Below are 18,985 nucleotides of genomic sequence, written 5' to 3' on the forward strand. Positions count from 1 at the left end.
TTCAACGCCCTTCAGGAGCGATCGGTCTCGTCATCGTGAATGGTGAATGCACGCCAGCGACCGGCAAGTTCGCCGCCATGGAGCGTGGGCCGCCGGACTCCGATCTGCCTGTGAAGCCGTGAGCGCGGCTATTCGGGACGGACGACAGCAGGGCCGAGACGGATGCGTGCCGAGGACGGCGTACACAGGTCTGGGCATCAACCGACGGTGCAGAGCCCTGCTGGATGCGCCGTTCGCTGTAGTTGGATTGCCGCGACGGTGGCTGTGGCTGAGCGCGCACCGCCGCGCTACCGTGCCGGATGATCCCAATCCGTTCAGCGTGTGGCACGTGCTGTTGGATTTGATCATCGTTCCGGCGGCGATCATTGCGATCCGGGGTCAACGGAGAAGCGGCGTATAAAGCGCTCGGAGATCGATCGCCTTGGGCTGATGTGCGACTTTCCACCGAATGTCAGTGCGCCGACCTGCTCCCAACGTCTTGCACAACTCCGTCACCTGGGCACGGACAATAAAATGCGGCGACTGACGTTGGATCCGACCCACCACACGCCCCGGCTCCGCAACCATCACTGGAAGTCCACCGGGACCGCGCGTTTGCCCGGCTCCGATCCATCGCCCATTTTCTCGTTTCGAGTAGCTCGAATTGCGCTGTGCCGAAGTAGCTTTCGACCATGCTGTTCTCGAAGTAGTCTCCGAGGGATCCCATCGATCCCGGCAGGCCCGCAGCGCGGGTTCGTTGGCCGAAACGACGTTCTGGATAGCATCGAAACAGGCTGACTTTAGTCAGGGTAAGTGAGCGATAATGCCGCTTATGGGTCGGTTCGCACCAGTCTCCGGTCGGCGGCATCCCCTGAATCGCACCTTATCTGTGCCCCGCAGATAATCAGCGGGGCCGTCTCCATTTTCGCACGATCCCTGCCCGCCGACCGGGGTTTGGCTGGATCGGAGCACCCCACCCGGTGTGTGCGCCACCCGGACTGTCGTCCCGGGCTTCCGACAGGAAAATCGGTCGGCCGCTTCCCATCCGCCATGCGGAGTGTCGGCAACGGTGCGGCTATTGATCATCGGATAATTCGACGGGTGGCTATCGGTCGAAGAACGGCGTTGGCGTTGCTGGGGAGCCTGCCGCTGGGTGCGCTCGCGATCGGGCGGGCGGCGGGTACGCCCGTGGGTGGGCCGCCGGTCACCCAGCCCGATCGGAATGCGGTGCGGTACACCATGACCGCGTTCACCAATGACAGTGAATCCGAGCTGTATGTCTACGAATCCGCCGATGCGACCGATTTCACGCTGGTGCGAGGCCCGGCGTATGAGCCGCCGAGCGGATTGCTGCGGGATCCGAGCCTGATCCGGCATACCGACGGCATGTATTACCTCACCTATACGACCGGGTGGGAGGGGCAGACCATCGGATTCGCGCGCAGTGGTGACCGGATCACGTGGACGCATTTGTACGACCATCCGATCGACGTGCCCGGGGTGACCTCGACCTGGGCTCCGGAATGGTTCGTCGATCCGAGTGGGGAAGTCAGTGTGCTGGTATCGCTATCGGATGGCTATCGGTTCACGCCGCATCTGATCACCGCCACCGACGCCGGGCTGGGGGCGTGGACGCCGCCCGCGCCGCTATTGGGGCTCGGGCCCAAGGACACCGGCTACGGATACATCGACACCACCGTGGTGCATCACAACGGGCAGTACTACGCGTTCACCAAGGACGAGACCACGAAATACGTCGAGCTCGCGGTCGCCGATCAGCTGCGCGGACGGTATCGCTTTCTGCAGACCGGGGATTGGGCCGGATGGGGCACGCCCCGCGAGGGGCAGTGCGTGATTCGACTGCCCGGCGGCGGATGGCGCATCTACTTCGACGCCTATGCCGACGGCATGTACCTGTACAGCGACAGTCATGACTATTTCCGGACCTGGACCGCCCCCGCGGAACTGCCCGAACTCTCCGGCACCGTCCGGCATTTCACCGTCCTGCCCGAAACCGTTGTCGCCCAGGCCACGACGAAGAACTGAGGTCAGGTCTGTGGCCCGGTCGAACGGGACTGCGCTGTCATCGAAGTACCTTTCCGAGATCACCAATGCGTATGCCAGGGGATTACCGCATCGGACCCGGCCCTTAACTCCTCGCCGGAATCGGGCGCTTCGCCCAGCGACTCGAATACTGTGACAGCGTGATTGCCGGTCTGCGCGGATGCGCCCATGTCCTCGATGATTGAGCGCGCGCCCGGTCAGGGGCCGGAACCGGGTCCGCTGCGGATCCTGCTGGTGGAGGATGACCGCGCCGATGCGTTGCTGGTCCGTGAACTGGTCGCCGACGCCGCGCCGGGGGCGGTGCTGGAGTGGGTGCGCACCGTCGCACAGGCGTGCGAGATGCTCGCGACCGCGCCACCGCACTGCGTACTGCTGGATCTGCATCTGCCCGACGCACACGGACTCGAATCCCTCGAGCGCCTGCGCGCGGCCGCCGCCGATGTGGCCATGGTCGTGCTCACCGGCCTCGATCAGGAGCCGATGGGCTTGGCCGCGGTCGCCGCGGGCGCACAGGACTACCTGGTCAAGGGGCGGGTGGAACCGGAGCTGTTCGGGCGGGCACTGCGCTACGCGGTCCAGCGCAAACAGGCCGAACGGGCCGCCGCGGCCCTGCGGGCCGGTCGGATGCGGGCGCGGGAGAACGCCCGGCTCGAACGCGGACTGCTGCCGACCCCGCTGCTGCACGGTGATCCGCTCATCGAGGTGGTGACCCGGTATCGGCCCGGCCGCGCGCATTCGTTGCTGGGCGGCGACTTCTACGATGTGGTGCAGGATTCCGACGATCGGGTGCACATCGTCATCGGCGATGTCTCCGGACACGGACCCGATGAGGCGGCCACCGGGGTCGCGCTCCGATTGGCCTGGCGCACACTGGTTCTCAGTGGAATCACCGGCACCCGGCAACTGCGCCTGCTGGAACAGGTGCTGTTGGCCGAGCGCACCGGCAAGCACACCTTCGCCACCGTCACCACCCTCACCCTGCGGCCGTCCCAGCGCTCGGTACGGGTGATCCGCGCCGGGCACCCCGGCATGCTCATCCGCGACGGGGCGACGGTGCGCTGGTGCGAGGTGCCCGGCGGCCCCGCCCTCGGATTCAATCCGGGACAGGCGGATTGGCCGATCCACGACTTCGAACTGCCCGCGTCCGCCGAGGTGATACTCCTGACCGACGGCCTCTTCGAAGGGCATATCGGCGCGGGCGAGGAACGACTCGGTGAAGACGGACTGCTGCGCCTGGCGCGCTCGCTCCCGGCCACCGCAGCGGCCGAATTCCTGGACACCCTCATCGACCGCGCCGAGGCATTGGCCGAACAGCAGGGCGGGCTCGCCGACGATGTCGCCGTGCTGTCGGTGCGCTGGAGTCACCGCACTCGCCCGGGAGCCGCGCCGTGAGCACCACCGACACCGGAATAGGCCGGGTCACCGCGCAGGCGTGGTTCCAGCGTGTTCTCGCGCTGATGGTGTTCGTGGTACTGATCGGCGTGGTGGTGACGGCCCTGACCATCACCGCGACCGCGCGCGTCACCGACACGCTCGTGCGGCAGATCCAGCCCGCCGCCACCGAGGCCTACCGGCTGCAGAGTGCGCTGGCCAATCAGGAGACCGGCGTGCGTGGTTACGCCATCACCGCCGACCCGCAGTTCCTCGCGCCCTTCACCCTCGGTCGCGAGGACGAACCGCGCGCCGTCGCACACCTGCGTGAACTGCTCGCCGGCCGGCCGCAACTGCTCGCCGATGTCGACGCCATCGAAAAGGCCGCCCAGGTGTGGCACGACGACTACGCGCAGCCGCTGATCGCCTCCATCACCCCCGGTGCGGTCCGCCCGCTGGACACCGTCGCCACCGCGGTCGGCAAGGTCGAATTCGATGCGCTCCGTGATCGTTTCACCATCCTCAATACCGACCTGTCCGCCGCGGTCGAGAACGGTCGCCACGATCTGAGCCATAAGCGCGCCGTGCGGAATGTGGCGCTGTTCGGCATGGTCATCGCCTTCCTGGTGACCAGCCTGGTGCTCACCGTGCTGGTGCGGCGACTGGTGGCCCGGCCGCTGCGCGAACTCGCGGCCGCCTCACTGCGGGTGGCCGACGGCGATTTCGACCATCGCATCGCCGTGGCCGGACCCGCCGATCTCGCCATTGTCGCCGAGGCCGTGGAGAGCATGCGCCGGCGCATCGCGGCCGAGCTCGAATCCTCCCGGGTGCAGGAGGCGCTGCTCGCCGGTCAGGCCGCCGATCTGGATCAGCAGGCGGCCGAATTGCGCCGCTCCAACACCGAATTGGAGCAGTTCGCCTACGTCGCCTCGCACGATCTGCGCGAACCGCTGCGCAAGGTGGCCTCGTTCTGCGAACTGCTGGAACAGCGCTACGGCGATCAACTCGACGAACGTGCCCGGCAGTACATCGAATTCGCGGTGGACGGCGCCAAGCGCATGCAGATCCTGATCGAGGATCTGCTCACCTTCTCCCGGGTCGGCCGGGTGCACGACGCCGTCGCCGTCACCGACCTGGACCGGGTGCTGGACCGTGCGCTGGCGAATCTCTCTGCGGCGGTGGAGGATTCGGGTCTACAGGTGGAACGGCCCGCGCGCCTGCCCGAGCTCACCGCGGAACCGACACAGCTGATCATGCTGTGGCAGAACCTGCTGTCCAATGCCATCAAATTCCGGCGGCCCGAGGTGCCGCCGACCGTCCGGATCGACTGCGAAGCCGAGCCCGGCGATCCGGACGGATGGCGATTCACGGTGTCCGACAACGGAATCGGCATCGCACCCGAATTCGCCGAGCAGGTGTTCGTGCTCTTCCGGCGGTTGCACGGTCGCGACGATTACAGCGGTACCGGAATCGGATTGGCGCTGTGCAAGAAGATCGTCGAATTCCACGGCGGTCGCATCTGGATCGATACCGACTACACCGGTGGAACGCGCATCTGTTTCACGCTGTTCGAGCGGATGCGCTACTCGGCCAGCGCCTCCTCCAGCGAGTCGTAGACATCGAGCAGGTCATCGAGCCCGGTCACCTCGATGGGTCGCCGCACCTGCGGTGAGGCGACCACCTTCAACCGGCGATCGGAGATCGCCTCCAGTGCCCCGACCAGCACGCTCAATCCGGCCGAACCGAAGAATCCCACCTCGGTCAGGTCCACGACCAGCAGTGCCGAATCGGTGGCCAATGCCTCGTCCACCGCGGCCGACAATTTCGGCGCGGAGACGATATCCACCTCACCCGTCGCGGACAGGATCACCGCCGACTCGGCCGATCGCGTCCGGACGACCAGTTCTCGTGCCTCGCTGCTCACCGGGATACCCCGGTACTCGCCCCGAGCACCGCCCACGCGATTCCTTGAATCGTCACTATTCGCTACCTCCGGACCCATCCCAACACAGCGAGCCGACCACCCGTTTTCTCGAATGACGTCGACCCCGGCAAAGCTACGCAATCGTACTCCAGTCGGGCGCGTACCTGGGCAATGTGACATTGCTTCCCCCGATGCGGCGGCGATCCGAGACTGTCGGTGGGTCCGGCCATACTCGGCGAAAGGTTGTTCGGGAGAAGGAGATCGGTGTCATGGGGGAGTCATTGCCGCGGCTGTTCGTGGAACCGCGGCGGGCAGGCCGTCTTCGACTGCTGGGTGCGGGTGCGCACACCCGCGCGCAACGGCTGGGTGATCGACCAGTTCTGTTGGACCGCTTACGGCGCAAGGGCTTTCACGGTCAGATTCGACCGCGGCCTATCAGCGCTTCACCGCCCTGAAGAAGCTCGCGCGGCACCGCCGGGCATCTACGCGGGCGATGCGCACGGCTCCGGCGCTCAGTGACTCGTCGGAATCCGTTTCACCGCACCGCTCTCGGATGCGCTCGACCCCGTGCCGGCTTCGGAGCTGCCGGCGGATCTGGCCGGATAACTAGCGGGACATCAGAGTCGGCGGATCCTTCTTCAGCGAGACATGCGGTCCGGCCGGGAGCTGGACGGTTGGGGGATCGGTCTCGGGCTCGGCCGCCGACCGGTGTCTGCGCCGGGCCCACCACGCGCGGATCTGCGCGGCCCGGGTCGCGCGGGCGGGCCAGAACTCCTGCACGCTGGCATTGAACTCCGCGCCCAGGATGACCGCGAAGCCGAGGAAGAAGGTGAACAGCAGGAAGGCGATCGGGGTGGCCAGCGCACCGTAGGTGACGCCGGTGCGGGACACCCAGGACAGATAGCGGCGCAGACCCTCACTGGCGGTCATGAAGAACACACCCGCCACCAGCGCGCCGCCGAAGAGCCGATGCCAGGGCAGGGTGCGATGCAGGGCCAATTTGTAGAGCGTGGTCAGCGCGATGATGAGCAGCAGGCCCGCGCCCGGATAGTAGAAGGTGTCGATCAGCCTGAGACCGGGCTCTTTCCACCCGCGCGGCAGCACCCGGCCCACCAGTGACGGCCCCAAGGCCACCAGCGGCAGGATCAGCACCGAGGTCACCAGGAACAGCACGTACAGCCACAGCGCGAAAATGCGCTGCCAGACCGGATGCCGGGCATTGGCCTGACCGTGCGCGGCGGTGATGGCGTCCACGAAGGTCGCCATGGCCGAGGATCCGGCCCAGAGCGAAAGCACGAAACCCACCGAAACCACCCCGCCGTGACCGCGTTTGAGCACGTCATTGGTGGTCGGTTCGATCAGATCGTCGACCACGTTGCCGCTGAACAGATTGCGGCTGAAGGTGATGATCTTGCCTTCGACAATGTTCACGGTGTCCGGTCCGAACCAGTGTCCGACATAGCCGAGACTGCCCATCAGGCCGAGCAGCAGCGGGGCCAGCGACAGCGTCTGCCAGAACGCGGCGGCGGCGGATTTGTTGAAGATGGAATCGTCCCACGCCTTCACCGCGACATGCGCGATGAGCACTCGGACACGCCCGAGCCATGTGGCGACGCGCACGTCTACCCCTGGCGCGTCGGACGCGTCGTCGTGTTGCGGGGATTTGTCGTGCTCGTTCATGGTGGCTACAGCATCGCTCACCAGCGTTTCAAATGGACGCGGACCGACGATGTGTCGTGCGGCACTACTTGTGACCGTGTTGGATTGGTGCGTTGTCGGTCCACATCGCTAATCTCTTCCAAGTGACTTCGGGTGGTGGCGGTTCATTACGTGCTTGGCAGCGCAGGGCTCTCACCAAGTATCTGACAACCAAGCCTCGAGACTTCCTTGCTGTCGCCACGCCGGGTGCGGGTAAGACGACTTTCGCGCTGCGCGTGGCGGCCGAACTGCTCGCCGACCGCACCATCGACCAGGTGACGGTGGTGGCTCCCACCGAGCATCTGAAGCATCAGTGGGCCGGATCGGCGCAGCGGCTCGGGATCCAACTGGACTCGAACTTCTCCAATTCCACCGGGTCCACCTCCTCCGATTACCACGGTGTGGTGGTGACCTATGCCCAGGTGGCCTCGCATCCGTTCAAGCATCGGGTGCGCACCGAGAACCGCCGCACGCTGGTCATCATGGACGAGATCCATCACACCGGTGATGCCAAGAGCTGGGGCGAGGCGGTCGAGGAGGCGTTCGGGGATGCCACCCGAAGACTCGCGCTCACCGGTACGCCCTTCCGCAGCGATGATTCGAAGATCCCGTTCATCACCTATGAGGCCGATGAATCGGGCTTCGAGAAATCCAAGGCCGATCACACCTACGGCTACTCCGAGGCGCTCGCCGACGGCGTGGTGCGCCCCGTGGTCTTCCTCGCCTACTCCGGTGAGGCGCATTGGCGGGACAGCGCCGGCGATGAGTACTCCGCCCGCCTGGGTGAGCCGCTGAACGCCGAACAGACCGCCCGCGCATGGCGCACCGCCCTGGACCCCGCGGGTGACTGGATGTCCAAGGTGCTCACCGCCGCCGACACCCGGCTGCGGCAGTTGCGCGCCACCGGTATGCCCGATGCGGGCGGTCTGGTCATCGCCACCGATCAGGACAAGGCGCGCGACTACGCCGAACTGCTCGAACATATTTCGGGCACCAAACCGACCGTGGTGCTCTCGGACGATCCGCAGTCCTCGAGTCGCATCGGTGAGTTCAGCGAGAGCACCGATCCGTGGATGGTCGCGGTGCGCATGGTCTCCGAGGGCGTCGACGTCCCGCGCCTGGCGGTCGGCGTCTACGCCACCAGCGCCTCCACCCCGCTGTACTTCGCGCAGGCCATCGGTCGTTTCGTGCGTGCCCGCAAGGCCGGTGAGACCGCGAGTGTCTTCCTGCCCTCGGTGCCGGTGCTGCTGGATCTGGCCGCGCAGCTCGAGGTGCAGCGCGATCACGTCATCGGCAAACCGCATCGTGAGAAGAACGAACTCGACGACGAACTGCTCATCGACGCCAACAAGCAGAAGGACGAGCCCGGCGAGGAGGAGAAGAAGTTCATCGCGCTGGCCGCGGATGCCGAACTGGATCAGGTCATCTACGACGGCGATTCCTTCGGCACCGCCACCTTCTCCGGCAGCGATGAGGAGGCCGACTACCTCGGCATCCCCGGCCTGCTCGACGCCGACCAGATGCGCGCCCTGCTCCGCGACCGCCAAACCCGCCAGCTCCAGGACCGCACGGCCGAATCCGCCCGCACCGCAACCCTGCCCACCAATGCCGCCTCGGCCGAGCGCGCCGCCACCGCCGACCGCCTCGGCGAACTCCGCCGTGAACTCAACAGCCTGGTCGCCATGCACCACCACCGCACGGGCAAACCGCACGGCGTCATCCACGGCGACCTACGTCGCGAATGCGGCGGTCCCCCCACCGCCCTGGCCACCGCCGACCAACTTACCGAGCGCATCGCGGTCCTGCGCCGCACCAGCTGAGCAACGTCCCGCGCCGCACCGGACCCGACCCGTTGCCGCGGCTGTTGCCGGGCGTCGACGGGTCGGCGACCGCTGCTCGGCATCTGCCGAAACCCGGCCGATCTCAGGCGGTTTCGGAGCCGACGACCTCCAGCTCCACCTGGAACGAATCCCCGACATCGAGCCCCTCGGCCACGCGCACCGGCTTCTTCATCGGCAGCATGTAGGTCCCCGCCTTGCGGTTGGGAAACAGCGAGGTAGCCCATTTGCTCCCACCCACGGTGACCCGCACCCGCACCGACCCGAACCCCGCCGCCCGATGCCCATGCTCCTGCTCGATCTCATCGGCCACCTCCTCCGGCAGGCTGGTGAAATACCACGACGCGGGCCCCTCCCACACCCATAGCTCACCGGTGAACGCGTACCGCGAAGTCGACATACGCCAGACCGTAATCCAGCGGCACGACACCAACCCGACTACTTCTCACAGGCGATGCCGTCGCCATCCCCGTCGAACCGGCTGCTGTACCCCGGATCGCCGCGATGCAGTGGTGCCGCACCCGCCGCCCGGGGCATCGGCGCAACTCCGATCGGCCACAGGGTATGCGCGAGCTGTGCCCGTTTCATCGGCCGCGCACGCGCCGCCACCACGACCGTTTCGCGCGCGGTTCGACCGGTTCGGCTGGCGCACTGGGGTTTTCGGCTGACCGTTCGGTTTCCCGTGCCGCGCGCCATTTGGCCACCACCTCGTCCGCGCGCACCGGGCCGATTGGCACGTTCGGGCCGCCGGGGGAGCGGAGCCAGCGGATGATTCGTTCGTTGAGTTCGGTGACAGCGTCGCGGACGGCGCGTTCGGTGGGGAGTTGGGCGACGGTTCGGTCGATGCGTTCGCGGTCGCGGCGCAGGACTATGTGTTCGGGCAGCAGGGCGTCATTGCCGATTCCCTCGCGTTGCAGGAGGTTTCGGACCCACCAGTTCTCGTCATCCATACCGGGCGGAATGGGTTTTCCCGCACCGGGCAGCTGTCCGAATTCGCCCCGATCGATGGCCTCTCGAATCTGCTTGTCTATCCAGGATTCGAAGGTGAGATCGGGCGGTTTGCGCTCGGTCACACCTCAATACTACCGACTGTCGGAGACCGCCGGGTGGACAGAACGAGGATGCGTTACCCGCGCAAGTAGCGGGCCGGGGAGACCCCGACCTCGCGGTGGAAGGCGGCGATATACGCGCTGGGAGTGGCGTAACCGACTCGTTCAGCGATCCGGGCGATGGGCAGGCCCGCGGCCAGCAGGGGGAGTGAGGCGGCCGGCCGGAGCTGGGTTCGCCACCGGCCGAAGGTAATCCCCATCCCGCCCGCGACCCTGACCGAGAGCACCCGCGGCGGTTTCACCGATATCGACATCGACACCGGCGCAACCATGTTCCGCTTCCGCGCCCGCCGCCCCTACGCCACCGGCACCTCGAAATAGGCCGCCGGATCCAGTGAGCTCAGCGGCGTCCAGCGGGCCGGATGCGATTGCGCACCCGCCACCTCGGTGGTCCCACCGCTCCGGAACCCCTGCAATTCCAGTGCCAGCCAGGGTGTTTCATCGACCTGTCGGGCCAGGGCGTAACACGTGGCCAGGTAGTGCAGGCAGCGCTCGTTGCGAGCCCGGCAGGAGCAGTCCGCCCGCGCGATCCGCGGTGCGATACCGATGCCGTGCTCGGCGATCGCCGCCCGATGCTCATCGGTCAGCGTGAGCGCGTCCGCCGGAATCAGTTGTGCGATAGCCGCGATGGTCGGCGCGGAGAGCGGGACCAGTTCCACATACGTCACCGACGCTTCCGACCCGCGATGAATCGTGGCTCGCACCATGGTGTTCTCGATCTCGGTCCGCACCAGGCCATTGCCCGCGATGCTGCGTGCGCGCGGCAGCATCGGTTCGGGCTTGTCCATTTTCAATGGTTGCGCCAGCCGCACCCAATCCTTGCCCCAGCTGGTGTATCCGAAGTCGTTGTCGGGCATCTCAGTTCGCTCGCTTTCGACGCAGGAGTTCGAATAGTCGGTCGTCATCGAGGCGGGCGAGGGCGGCGATCCCGGCGGTATCGGTGAGATCGGTCAATGCCGACTTGCGATCGTGCATTCCCGCGATGTGCTCCTCGATGGTGGTCCCCGAGGTCAGCGTGGTGACGGTGACCGTGCGGGTCTGCCCGATCCGATGCGCGCGGTCCGAGGCCTGCGCCTCGACCGCCGGATTCCACCAGCGGTCGAAGTGGATGACATCGGCGGCGCGGGTCAGGGTGAGGCCCGTACCCGCCGCTCGCAGGCTCAGCACCAATACCGGTGGCCCGTCCGGGGATTGGAAGTCCCGCACGATCTCCCCGCGCTGCGCCTGATTCAGCCCGCCGTGGAAGAACGGCGCGGTGATGCCGAGTTCCTCGGCGCAGTACCGCACCAGCAGTTCCCCGGTGCGCCGGTACTGGGTGAACACCAGCGTCGGCGCGTCATTGGCCACATTGGCGGCCAGAATGTCCGCGCACACATCGAATTTGCCCGAGCGCCCGGCCAATTCGTCCAGATCCCCGCTGATCAGCCCCGGGTGATTGCACACCTGCTTGAGCTCGGTCAGCACCGACAGCAGCCGGGTATGCCGCTGCCCGCCGGATCCGAACCCCTCCTGCTCGGCCCGATCGAGCAGCCGGTCATAGACCCGCTCCTGCTCCCGGGTGAGGTCGCAGACCAGATCGGTGTGAATCTTGGGCGGCAGCGTCCCGGCCACCTCGGCCTTGCGCCGTGCCAGCACCACCGGTTCGATGGCATCGCGCAATCGCAGCACCGCGGGCGCGGACCCCTCGCTGATCGGCCGCACGAACCTGCGCCGGAACTGCGTCTTATGCGTGAACTCGTGCGGCACAACCAGGTTGAGCAGCGCCCACAACTCCTCGAGATTGTTCTCCACGGGCGTACCGGTCAATGCCACCCGCGCCTGGGCCCGAATGCCCCGCGCCGCCTTGGACACCTGTGTGCGCGGATTCTTCAACACCTGCGCCTCGTCGAATACGACGCTCGCCCACTGCGTTCCGGTCAGCGCCGGGCCATGCCCGCGCAGCGTCGGATATCCGGTGACCACCACGGTCCCGGCCTGCGCCTGCGGCGGCCCGCCGCCCCGCCACGCGACGGCCGCGAGTTCGGGCGCGAATCGTTCGATCTCATGCACCCAGTTGCCCACGAGCGATGTCGGACACACCACCAGTTGTGGTCCGTCGGCGATCCGCCCGAGCAGGTATCCGATGGCCTGCACGGTCTTGCCCAAACCCATCTCGTCGGCGAGCACGGCGCCCCCGTGCGCGGCCGTGGTCTCATGCAGCCAGGTGATGCCGCGGGCCTGGTAGGGCCGCAGTTCGGCCTTCAAGCCGCTGCGCAGCTCGGTGCCCAGCGCGAGGGTGTCCCGCAGCGCCCGCACGGCCCGAGCGGCCGTCACGATGGCATTGCCGCCCGCATTGGGCACCGCGTGCGCCGCGACCGGCAGGGCGGCCGGCTCCCCGTTCAGCACGGCCCGCCAGCTCAGCGCCGACGAACCGGGCTCGTTCAGGGTGAGCCCCGGGAACCGCTCGGGCTCGACCAGCAGGCAGGGCACCTCGCGCACCGCGAACCCCGCACCCTCGGGAATCGCCAGCGGGATCGCATCCGATTCCCCTTCGAGCTCCGGCGGCGCGCCGGGAGCCGACGCGCTCCAACTCCAGAGCGCGAACATATGCCGATCGGGCAGGTAGGTGGCGTGTGTGGCGGACAGGACGCTCTCCTCCGATGCGTGGAACCCACCCCGAGACACACAAAACCCGTTTTGCGCAAGTCCGGGTGGGAAAACCGGGCAACGGGCGGGCCCGTGAGGGACCGCCCGTTGCTTGGGGTAATTCTGTTGGGAAGATTCAGTTTTCGAGCGGACCCCCCGGGCCGATATACGAACCCGAGGTGGAGGAGCTGTTACAGCGCCGGTGCCGACTCCGTATCGATCACGGCTTCGAGCTCACGGAGACGATCCATGTGCTCATTGGCGTGATGCTGGCAGAAGAGCAACTCACCACCCGCGGGAAGGGTTGCACGCACGCGCGCAGCCGCCCCGCAGCGGTCACAACGATCGACCGCGGTCAGTGGGGTGCTAGTCAGGGTTCCTGGCATGACTCCTCCGTCCTGGCTCCGAGTGCTCGCACACCCTTCGCCTGGTGTGGGGCTCGCGATCCACTTCGCGAGCTCGCTACCGCTACTTCCCAGCAGTGGTTGATGACTACTCTGTCAGACGTTCGAGGCGAGGTCTTTGTTCCCGAGGAGTTTCCCGTGTGTTTTGCCTAACAGACCTGGGATTTCGCTGAAAGCGAACAGGGCCGCGCCGCTCCCCGTGGAGTCCTTGGAACTACCCACCTAATACGCTGATCGAGTTGTCTATCGGGAGACTACCCGGGGGCACTGACACTCACACTCCGATTGGATAACCCTCCGAGTTCGATCTGCACACGCTCGGCAACGCTCACAGCCACGAGGGGTTCAGATCGAGGGTGGCGCGATCACGCGAGTCCAGCAGATCGAACATCGCGCCCGTGCGCGGCAGCTCCCACCGGAAGAAGTATCCCGCCGCCGCGCGCTTGCCGAGCCCGAAGCTGTCGCCGCCCGCCGCGAGTGCCGTTGCGGCCATGGCCTGTTCGAGCCAGATCCAGGACAGCGTCACATGGCCGAAGGCCTCGAGGTAGACGGCGGAGTTGGCCAGCGCGGTCTCGGCGTCACCGTCGCGCCACAGGCCCGCGGTGGTGGCGGCCAGGCGGCCCGCCGCGGTCTCCAGGGCGTCGGCGTACCCGCTGAGCTCGGCATCGCCGGTGGCGTGGGCGGTGGCGACGGTGGCGGCCATGCGGGTGAGCAGGGCGGTCAGGGCCGCGCCCTGGTCGAGGGTGACCTGGCGGCCGAGCAGGTCCATACTCTGAATGCCGTGTGTGCCCTCGTGAATGGGGTTGAGGCGATTGTCGCGGTAATGCTGTTCGACGTCGTAGTCGCGGGTGTAGCCCGCACCCCCGTGCACCTGGATCGCCAGGTCGTTGGCCCGCAGGCACCACTGGCTGGGCCAGCTCTTGGCGATGGGGGTGAGGATGCGCAGCAGGGTGGCGGCCTCGGTGCGCTCGGATTCGGTTGTGGCGGTGTGCTGTTCGTCGACCAGGCGACCGCAGTAGAACTGTAGCGCCAGCGCGCCTTCGACATAGGACTTCTGGGCCAGCAGCATGCGGCGCACGTCCGGGTGATCGACGATGGGCACCTGCGGGCCGCCCTTCGCGCCGAGCGGACGGCCCTGCGGGCGATTGCGGGCATAGTCCAGGGACTTGAGATAGCCGGTGTAGCCCAGGGCGGTGGCGGCCAGACCGACGCTGATGCGCGCCTCGTTCATCATCGTGAACATCTGTGCCAGACCGTGATTCGGCTCGCCCACCAGATAGCCGATCGCGCCGGGCTGTCCGCCGGGGGTGAAGTTGCCGTCGCCGAAGACCGGGGCGGTATTGACCGTGCCGCGCCAGCCCATCTTGTGATTGATGCCCGCGAGCGCCACATCATTGCGCACGGTCGGCCGATCCTGGTCGTCCGCAAGGAATTTCGGCACGATGAACAGCGAGATGCCGCGGGTGCCCTCCGGCGCGCCAGGAATGCGGGCCAGTACCAGGTGGACGATATTCTCCGAAAGTTCGTGGTCCCCACCGGAAATCCACATCTTGCGGCCGAAGATCCGGTACGAGCCGTCGTCCCGCGGTACCGCGCGGGTGGTGATATCGGCCAGGCTGGATCCGGCGTGCGGCTCGGACAGCGCCATGGTGCCGAGGCTGCGCCCGTCCAGCATGGGCCGTACGAAACGGTCGATCTGCTCCGGACTGCCGTGCGTGGCAAGCAGATTCGCATTGCCGGTGGTGAGCATCGGATAGGCGGCGGTGCCCGCGTTGGCGGCGTGGAACCAGGCCATGCACGCGGTGTAGACCACATGCGGCAGCTGCATCCCGCCGATGTCGTAATCCATTGCCGCGCCGATCATTCCGGCATCGGCGAAGGCTTTCACCGCCTTGCCGACGGCGGGGATGATGTGCACCCGCTCACCGTCGAACTCGGGTTCGCGCAGATCGTTCTCGCGATTGTGCGGGGCGAAATAGGTGGTCGCCAGGTCCTGGCACAGCCGCAGCACCTGGTCGAAGGTGTCGCGGGAGTGGTCGGCGAAGCGTTCGCGACCGGTCAGGGACTCCACATCCAGCCAGTCGTAGAGCAGGAACTCGATATCGCGGGCGGACATGATCACGGACGGGTTCATGATTCCTCGAACGGTCGGGTACGGATGGTTCGTACCCGACGGTCTACCAGATCGGTGCGCCCCCGCCGGCGCTCAGCGGGGCGGGTTCAGGAGCGCACCGAGGTGCGGCCGCGATGCAGGCGGCCGAAATGTCCCGGTGACTGGCCCTTCCAGGTGCGGAAGGCCGAGGCGAACGCCGACACGCTGGAGTAGCCGAGCCGCTCGGCCGCCTGTTCGACGGTGAGCCCGGCGATGAGCAGTTCCTCCGCGAGCAGGCCGACGGTCTCGGTGCTGAGTTCGCGGAAGGTGGTGCCCTCCTCGGAGAGGCGGCGGCGCAGGGTGCGCACGCTGACATCCAGATCCGCGGCAATGCGCGCCTGATCCGCCGAGCCGCCGTGCCGGATGAGCAGTTGACGCACCCGTCCGCTCAGACCGGTGCGGCTGTGCCTGCTCTCCATCAGGTCGTTGCACTGCTGTTCGTAGAAGCGGGCGGTGGACATATTCGCCTGCGGCAGTGGGGTTTGCAGGGTTGCTGCCTGAAAGCTGATGCGGGACTGCGGCATCGAGAACGCCACCTCCTCGACGCCGAAGACCGCGCCGAACATCTCGTAGATGGGATGGGCCTCGACATAGAGCTCCACCCGCACCGCGGGAAGGCGCATGGGCAGCAGATCCTGCTGGATGGTGGCGATGGCGGCGAGATCGCGTTCGAGGGTGAAGCGGCGGATGTCCGGCGGTAGGGCGCTGTCATCGCGCACCACCGCCACCTCGGTGCCCATATCCTCGATGTAATGGTGCGCGGCGGTGAAGGACAGATCGGCGTAGCGCAGCGCGATATCCATGGCCGCACGCAGATTCGCCGCGCTCATCAGCGCGAAGCCGAGCACGCCCATCGAGGGCGGATGACACAGCAGCCCGGCCAGCAGGCCCAGGCCGGGCTCATCCTCGATGCCCGCGACCACATTGCGCATGATCGAGAATTCCTGGCCCAGAGTGATTTCCGTGGAGGGGTCGCGCAGATCCGCTTCGCCGATACCGGTTTCATGCAAAACCGACCGTATGGTGAGCCCGCGACCCAGGGCGAAGTCGGCCAGCAGGGCGGTGCTGGTGATGGACCGCAGTTGCGCCAACTCTTCCGTCACTCAGGCATACTCGCAAACTTTTGGCTTCCCCGGGCCGTTACCGGCCGGTAAGTTGCCTGGGTACGGCCCATATTCGTCGATTCCTGGCCCATTGCCAGCTGGTCGCTCGAAAAGCTCAGCCATACGGTGAGATTCATGCGCACTGCGCTTTCCGCATATTCCGAGGTGCCGTCTGCCGGAAAGGTCGGCCCGCCGATGCTCATAGTGATCGCACCCGCCGACGGCAGGGTGATCGACACCATTCCCGCCCATACCCCCGACACGGTGCGCGATACCGTGGATCGGCTGCGCGACAACAGCGTGCTGTGGCGGTCGCTGGGCGTGGTGGGACGCATCCACTGGCTGTACTCGTTCCGGAATTGGTTACAGGACAACAGGTCCGGACTCGCCACATTGCTGAGCCTGGAGACCGGCAAACCCGAGACCGAGGCCGACGCCGAGCTGGCGCTCACGCTCGAGGCCCTGGATCACTACCGCGCCAATGCCGCCGAATTCCTCGGCGGCAGAATGCCGCAGGCGGCGCTGCGGCCCGGCGCGGCCATGCAGCTCGCCGTCGCGCACCACTCGTGTGCGGTGGTCGGGGTGATCGGCCCGTGGACATATCCGTTGGCGCTGGCCATGTTCGACGCGCTGCCCGCGCTGCTGGCCGGTGCGGCGGTGGTCGTCAAACCCTCTTCACAGACCCCGCTCACCCTGCGCGCGATCACCGCCGGCTGGGCGAGTACCGGTGCGCCAGCGGTTTTCGAGACGGTGACCGGACACGATGCCGGACCCGCGGTGCTCGATCATGTGGATTATGTCCGCTTCACCGGCAGCGCCGAGACCGGGAAGGTGGTGGCATTGCGCGCCGCTGCCCGATTGATCCCGTGCTGTCTGGATCTGGGCGGGAAGTCCGCGGCGGTGGTGCTCGCCGACGCCGATCTGGACAAAGCGGCCGCGAGCATTGCTTTCGGCGGATTGGCAAATAGCGGGCAAAATCCCAATGGGATCGAGCGCGTCTATGTCGAAAGTGCGGTCTACGACGCATTTCTCGACAAACTCGTCGACGAGGCCGCCGCCTTCGGGCCGATTCTGGGCGATGACACCGCCGTCGGGGTCATGACCTCCGCCAAACATATCGACGTGGTGCGCGATCAGGTGCGCGACGCGCTACTCAAGGGCGCGACCCTGCGCTGCGGTGGCACCGCCGCCGGACACAGCTTCGAACCCACCGTCCTGGCCGATGTCGACCCCACCATGTCGGTCCTGACCCAGCAGACCCTCGGCCCGGTCCTGCCCGTGGTCCGCGTCGCCGCGGCGGGCGAAGCCTTCGAACTCGCCCTGCGCCCACCCGGCCCGCCCTGCGTGAGCGTCTGGACCTCGGACATCGCGGTCGGCGCTCGCGCGGTCGGCCGCTTCGCCCCCGCCCCCGTCGGGGTCAACGACGTATCGGTACACGTGGCCCGTCCCGCGCCGTATTGATCGGATCAACCGGACGAGCGCCATACGGCTCCCACCCCGCCGCCCTGTCCCCGGCGGTCCGGGGTGGGAACCCCCGCGTCGTCCCCGGGCGAAGTCACGCCCGCGCGCACTTCTCCTTCGGGATGACGAGCCGCGTGGCGGGATGACCAGCGGCCTACTGGGATGACAAGGGGCCGGGATGACGAGCGGCATGCTGGGGTGACGAGCGGAGTGGCGGGGTGACGAGCGGCGTGGCGGGGTGACGAGCGGCGTGCCGGGGTGACGAGCGGCGCGCCGGGATGACGAGCGCCGCGCCGGGATGACAAGCGGCGTGCCTGGGTCGAAAGGTGTGGTGGGGACTGCGGGTAGGTTGTGGCGGGTGGGAGATCAGACGACGCCGAAGACCTTGCTGCACATCTGCGCTCGCGATGAATGGGAGGCGGCCGTGGCGGCGGGGGAGTATCGCGCGCCGTCGCTGGTGGAGGTCGGGTTCATTCATCTGTCCGAGCCGTATCAGGTGCATCTGCCCGCCAATCGGCTCTTCGCGGGGCGCACGGATATGGTGCTGCTGCGCTTGGATCCCGAGCGGCTCGGGGCCGAGGTGAAGTGGGAACCGGGGGTGCCGACCGATCCGGAGTCCATGCGCTTTCCGCATCTGTACGGTCCGCTGCCGATCGCGGCGGTCGTGGAAATCACCGCCTACCAGCCAGGAACGGACGGTCTGTACAGCGCGCTCGCCGACAACTGAGCTGATCCACCGGTATCCGGCCACCCTGTCCTAATCTGGACGGGTGAACGTCGATGTGACAGCGCTGCCCGGTATCGGTGTGCGGAAGGATTTCGAGGTCCGCTCGGGACGTCGGATCGGGGTGGTGGCGCATCGGGACGGCACCATCGACCTGATCGTCTCCCAGCGGGACGACCCGGACGCCTGCCTCGCACAGGTCCCGCTCACCAGCGATGAGGCCGCGGTCATGGCCAATCTGCTCGGTGCGCCGCAGCTGGTGGAGAAGCTCAAGGAAGACCACCGCGACCTACCCGGAATCACCACCCGCCAACTACCCATCGGCGGTAATTCGCCCTATCGCGGCCGCATGCTCGGTGAAACCGGGATGCGCACCCGCACCAAGGCCAGCATCGTCGCGGTTATGCGCGCGGGCCAATTGCACCCCTCGCCCGGACCCGACTTCGTCCTCGACTCCGGCGACCTGCTGGTCGTGGTCGGCACGCCGCACGGACTGGACGCGGCCGCCCGCATCCTGGCCGACGGCTGAGCCG

The 18,985-nt window shown here is 67.1% G+C and carries 18 protein-coding genes; 7 read left to right on the forward strand and 11 right to left on the reverse strand.

Going from position 1 to position 18,985, the window contains the following annotated elements; all coding sequences use genetic code 11:
* Positions 1 to 1,104: 1,104 nt before the first annotated feature.
* The 3 genes from NA10_RS10710 to NA10_RS10720 all read left to right on the forward strand — a co-directional run bounded on the left by NA10_RS10710 (position 1,105) and on the right by NA10_RS10720 (position 5,030).
* A complete protein-coding gene (locus NA10_RS10710; protein WP_245677132.1) occupies positions 1,105 to 2,025 on the forward strand; it encodes a glycoside hydrolase family 43 protein in 921 nt (306 codons plus the stop codon).
* Positions 2,026 to 2,211: 186 nt separating this feature from the next.
* Positions 2,212 to 3,435, forward strand: a complete 1,224-nt coding sequence (locus NA10_RS10715) for a PP2C family protein-serine/threonine phosphatase (RefSeq protein WP_084514520.1) — start codon at positions 2,212 to 2,214, stop codon at positions 3,433 to 3,435.
* Complete coding sequence (locus tag NA10_RS10720; RefSeq protein ID WP_067566765.1) at positions 3,432 to 5,030, forward strand: sensor histidine kinase; 1,599 nt, start codon at positions 3,432 to 3,434, stop codon at positions 5,028 to 5,030. The genes NA10_RS10715 and NA10_RS10720 overlap by 4 nt, the downstream gene beginning before the upstream one ends.
* On the opposite strand, the gene NA10_RS10725 is transcribed toward NA10_RS10720, so the two are convergent.
* Both NA10_RS10725 and NA10_RS10730 read right to left on the reverse strand, forming a co-directional pair.
* Positions 4,997 to 5,338: an STAS domain-containing protein gene (locus NA10_RS10725; RefSeq protein WP_245677133.1), complete on the reverse strand. Its 342-nt coding sequence runs from the start codon at positions 5,336 to 5,338 to the stop codon at positions 4,997 to 4,999. The genes NA10_RS10720 and NA10_RS10725 overlap by 34 nt on opposite strands.
* 606 nt (positions 5,339 to 5,944) lie before the next feature.
* A complete protein-coding gene (locus tag NA10_RS10730) occupies positions 5,945 to 7,018 on the reverse strand; it encodes a YihY/virulence factor BrkB family protein (RefSeq protein ID WP_084514502.1) in 1,074 nt (357 codons plus the stop codon).
* 122 nt (positions 7,019 to 7,140) lie between these two features.
* On the opposite strand from NA10_RS10730, the gene NA10_RS10735 reads away from it, so the two are divergent.
* On the forward strand, positions 7,141 to 8,856 hold the full coding sequence (locus NA10_RS10735; RefSeq protein WP_245677135.1) for a DEAD/DEAH box helicase: 1,716 nt from the start codon (positions 7,141 to 7,143) through the stop codon (positions 8,854 to 8,856).
* A 103-nt stretch (positions 8,857 to 8,959) separates the two neighbouring features.
* On the opposite strand, the gene NA10_RS10740 is transcribed toward NA10_RS10735, so the two are convergent.
* From NA10_RS10740 to NA10_RS10780, 9 genes are all read right to left on the reverse strand, one after another.
* The gene (locus NA10_RS10740; protein ID WP_067566767.1) at positions 8,960 to 9,274 is read right to left on the reverse strand and encodes a DUF1905 domain-containing protein; all 315 of its coding nucleotides are present in this window, start codon (positions 9,272 to 9,274) and stop codon (positions 8,960 to 8,962) included.
* Between the two features lie 38 nt (positions 9,275 to 9,312).
* Positions 9,313 to 9,570: an excalibur calcium-binding domain-containing protein gene (locus NA10_RS39480; RefSeq protein WP_373862355.1), complete on the reverse strand. Its 258-nt coding sequence runs from the start codon at positions 9,568 to 9,570 to the stop codon at positions 9,313 to 9,315.
* Positions 9,459 to 9,947 carry a DnaJ family domain-containing protein gene (locus NA10_RS10750; RefSeq protein ID WP_067566769.1) on the reverse strand — a complete coding sequence of 163 codons (489 nt, stop codon included), beginning with the start codon at positions 9,945 to 9,947 and terminating at the stop codon, positions 9,459 to 9,461. Before NA10_RS10750 ends, NA10_RS39480 begins: the two co-directional genes overlap by 112 nt.
* Positions 9,948 to 10,000: 53 nt before the next feature.
* Positions 10,001 to 10,237, reverse strand: coding sequence for a helix-turn-helix domain-containing protein (locus tag NA10_RS10755; RefSeq protein ID WP_245677141.1), 237 nt, complete (start codon positions 10,235 to 10,237; stop codon positions 10,001 to 10,003).
* 42 nt (positions 10,238 to 10,279) lie between these two features.
* Positions 10,280 to 10,840 carry a hypothetical protein gene (locus NA10_RS10760; RefSeq protein ID WP_067566774.1) on the reverse strand — a complete coding sequence of 187 codons (561 nt, stop codon included), beginning with the start codon at positions 10,838 to 10,840 and terminating at the stop codon, positions 10,280 to 10,282.
* 1 nt (position 10,841) lies between these two features.
* Positions 10,842 to 12,569, reverse strand: a complete 1,728-nt coding sequence (locus NA10_RS10765) for a DEAD/DEAH box helicase (RefSeq protein WP_067566778.1) — start codon at positions 12,567 to 12,569, stop codon at positions 10,842 to 10,844.
* Between the two features lie 230 nt (positions 12,570 to 12,799).
* Positions 12,800 to 12,994 carry a DUF7455 domain-containing protein gene (locus tag NA10_RS38580; RefSeq protein ID WP_033087939.1) on the reverse strand — a complete coding sequence of 65 codons (195 nt, stop codon included), beginning with the start codon at positions 12,992 to 12,994 and terminating at the stop codon, positions 12,800 to 12,802.
* A gap of 346 nt (positions 12,995 to 13,340) precedes the next feature.
* Positions 13,341 to 15,146: an acyl-CoA dehydrogenase gene (locus NA10_RS10775; protein WP_067566780.1), complete on the reverse strand. Its 1,806-nt coding sequence runs from the start codon at positions 15,144 to 15,146 to the stop codon at positions 13,341 to 13,343.
* Positions 15,147 to 15,232: 86 nt separating this feature from the next.
* Positions 15,233 to 16,267: an AraC family transcriptional regulator gene (locus NA10_RS10780; protein WP_084514504.1), complete on the reverse strand. Its 1,035-nt coding sequence runs from the start codon at positions 16,265 to 16,267 to the stop codon at positions 15,233 to 15,235.
* A gap of 135 nt (positions 16,268 to 16,402) precedes the next feature.
* Here NA10_RS10780 and NA10_RS10790 point away from each other — a divergent pair, with 135 nt between their 5' ends.
* The 3 genes from NA10_RS10790 (at position 16,403) to NA10_RS10800 (ending at position 18,981) form a co-directional block, all read left to right on the forward strand.
* Entirely contained in the window at positions 16,403 to 17,728 is a 1,326-nt protein-coding gene (locus tag NA10_RS10790; RefSeq protein WP_084514505.1) for an aldehyde dehydrogenase family protein, read from the forward strand.
* Positions 17,729 to 18,086: 358 nt separating this feature from the next.
* Positions 18,087 to 18,455, forward strand: a complete 369-nt coding sequence (locus NA10_RS10795; RefSeq protein ID WP_067566784.1) for a DUF952 domain-containing protein — start codon at positions 18,087 to 18,089, stop codon at positions 18,453 to 18,455.
* 43 nt (positions 18,456 to 18,498) lie between these two features.
* Entirely contained in the window at positions 18,499 to 18,981 is a 483-nt protein-coding gene (locus NA10_RS10800; RefSeq protein ID WP_067566786.1) for a cation:proton antiporter regulatory subunit, read from the forward strand.
* Positions 18,982 to 18,985 lie beyond the last annotated feature (4 nt).

This window comes from Nocardia acidivorans NBRC 108247 (assembly GCF_001625085.1).
Classification (GTDB): domain Bacteria; phylum Actinomycetota; class Actinomycetes; order Mycobacteriales; family Mycobacteriaceae; genus Nocardia; species Nocardia acidivorans.

Coding starts and splice junctions, on each gene's coding strand:
- NA10_RS10715 (WP_084514520.1), top strand. CDS start 2,212: ATGTCCTCGATGATTGAGCGCGCGCCCGGTCAGGGGCCGGAACCGGGT.
- NA10_RS10730 (WP_084514502.1), bottom strand. CDS start 7,018: ATGAACGAGCACGACAAATCCCCGCAACACGACGACGCGTCCGACGCG.
- NA10_RS10740 (WP_067566767.1), bottom strand. CDS start 9,274: ATGTCGACTTCGCGGTACGCGTTCACCGGTGAGCTATGGGTGTGGGAG.
- NA10_RS39480 (WP_373862355.1), bottom strand. CDS start 9,570: ATGGCGCGCGGCACGGGAAACCGAACGGTCAGCCGAAAACCCCAGTGC.
- NA10_RS10755 (WP_245677141.1), bottom strand. CDS start 10,237: ATGTCGATATCGGTGAAACCGCCGCGGGTGCTCTCGGTCAGGGTCGCG.
- NA10_RS10760 (WP_067566774.1), bottom strand. CDS start 10,840: ATGCCCGACAACGACTTCGGATACACCAGCTGGGGCAAGGATTGGGTG.
- NA10_RS10765 (WP_067566778.1), bottom strand. CDS start 12,569: ATGTTCGCGCTCTGGAGTTGGAGCGCGTCGGCTCCCGGCGCGCCGCCG.
- NA10_RS38580 (WP_033087939.1), bottom strand. CDS start 12,994: ATGCCAGGAACCCTGACTAGCACCCCACTGACCGCGGTCGATCGTTGT.
- NA10_RS10775 (WP_067566780.1), bottom strand. CDS start 15,146: ATGAACCCGTCCGTGATCATGTCCGCCCGCGATATCGAGTTCCTGCTC.
- NA10_RS10790 (WP_084514505.1), top strand. CDS start 16,403: ATGCGCACTGCGCTTTCCGCATATTCCGAGGTGCCGTCTGCCGGAAAG.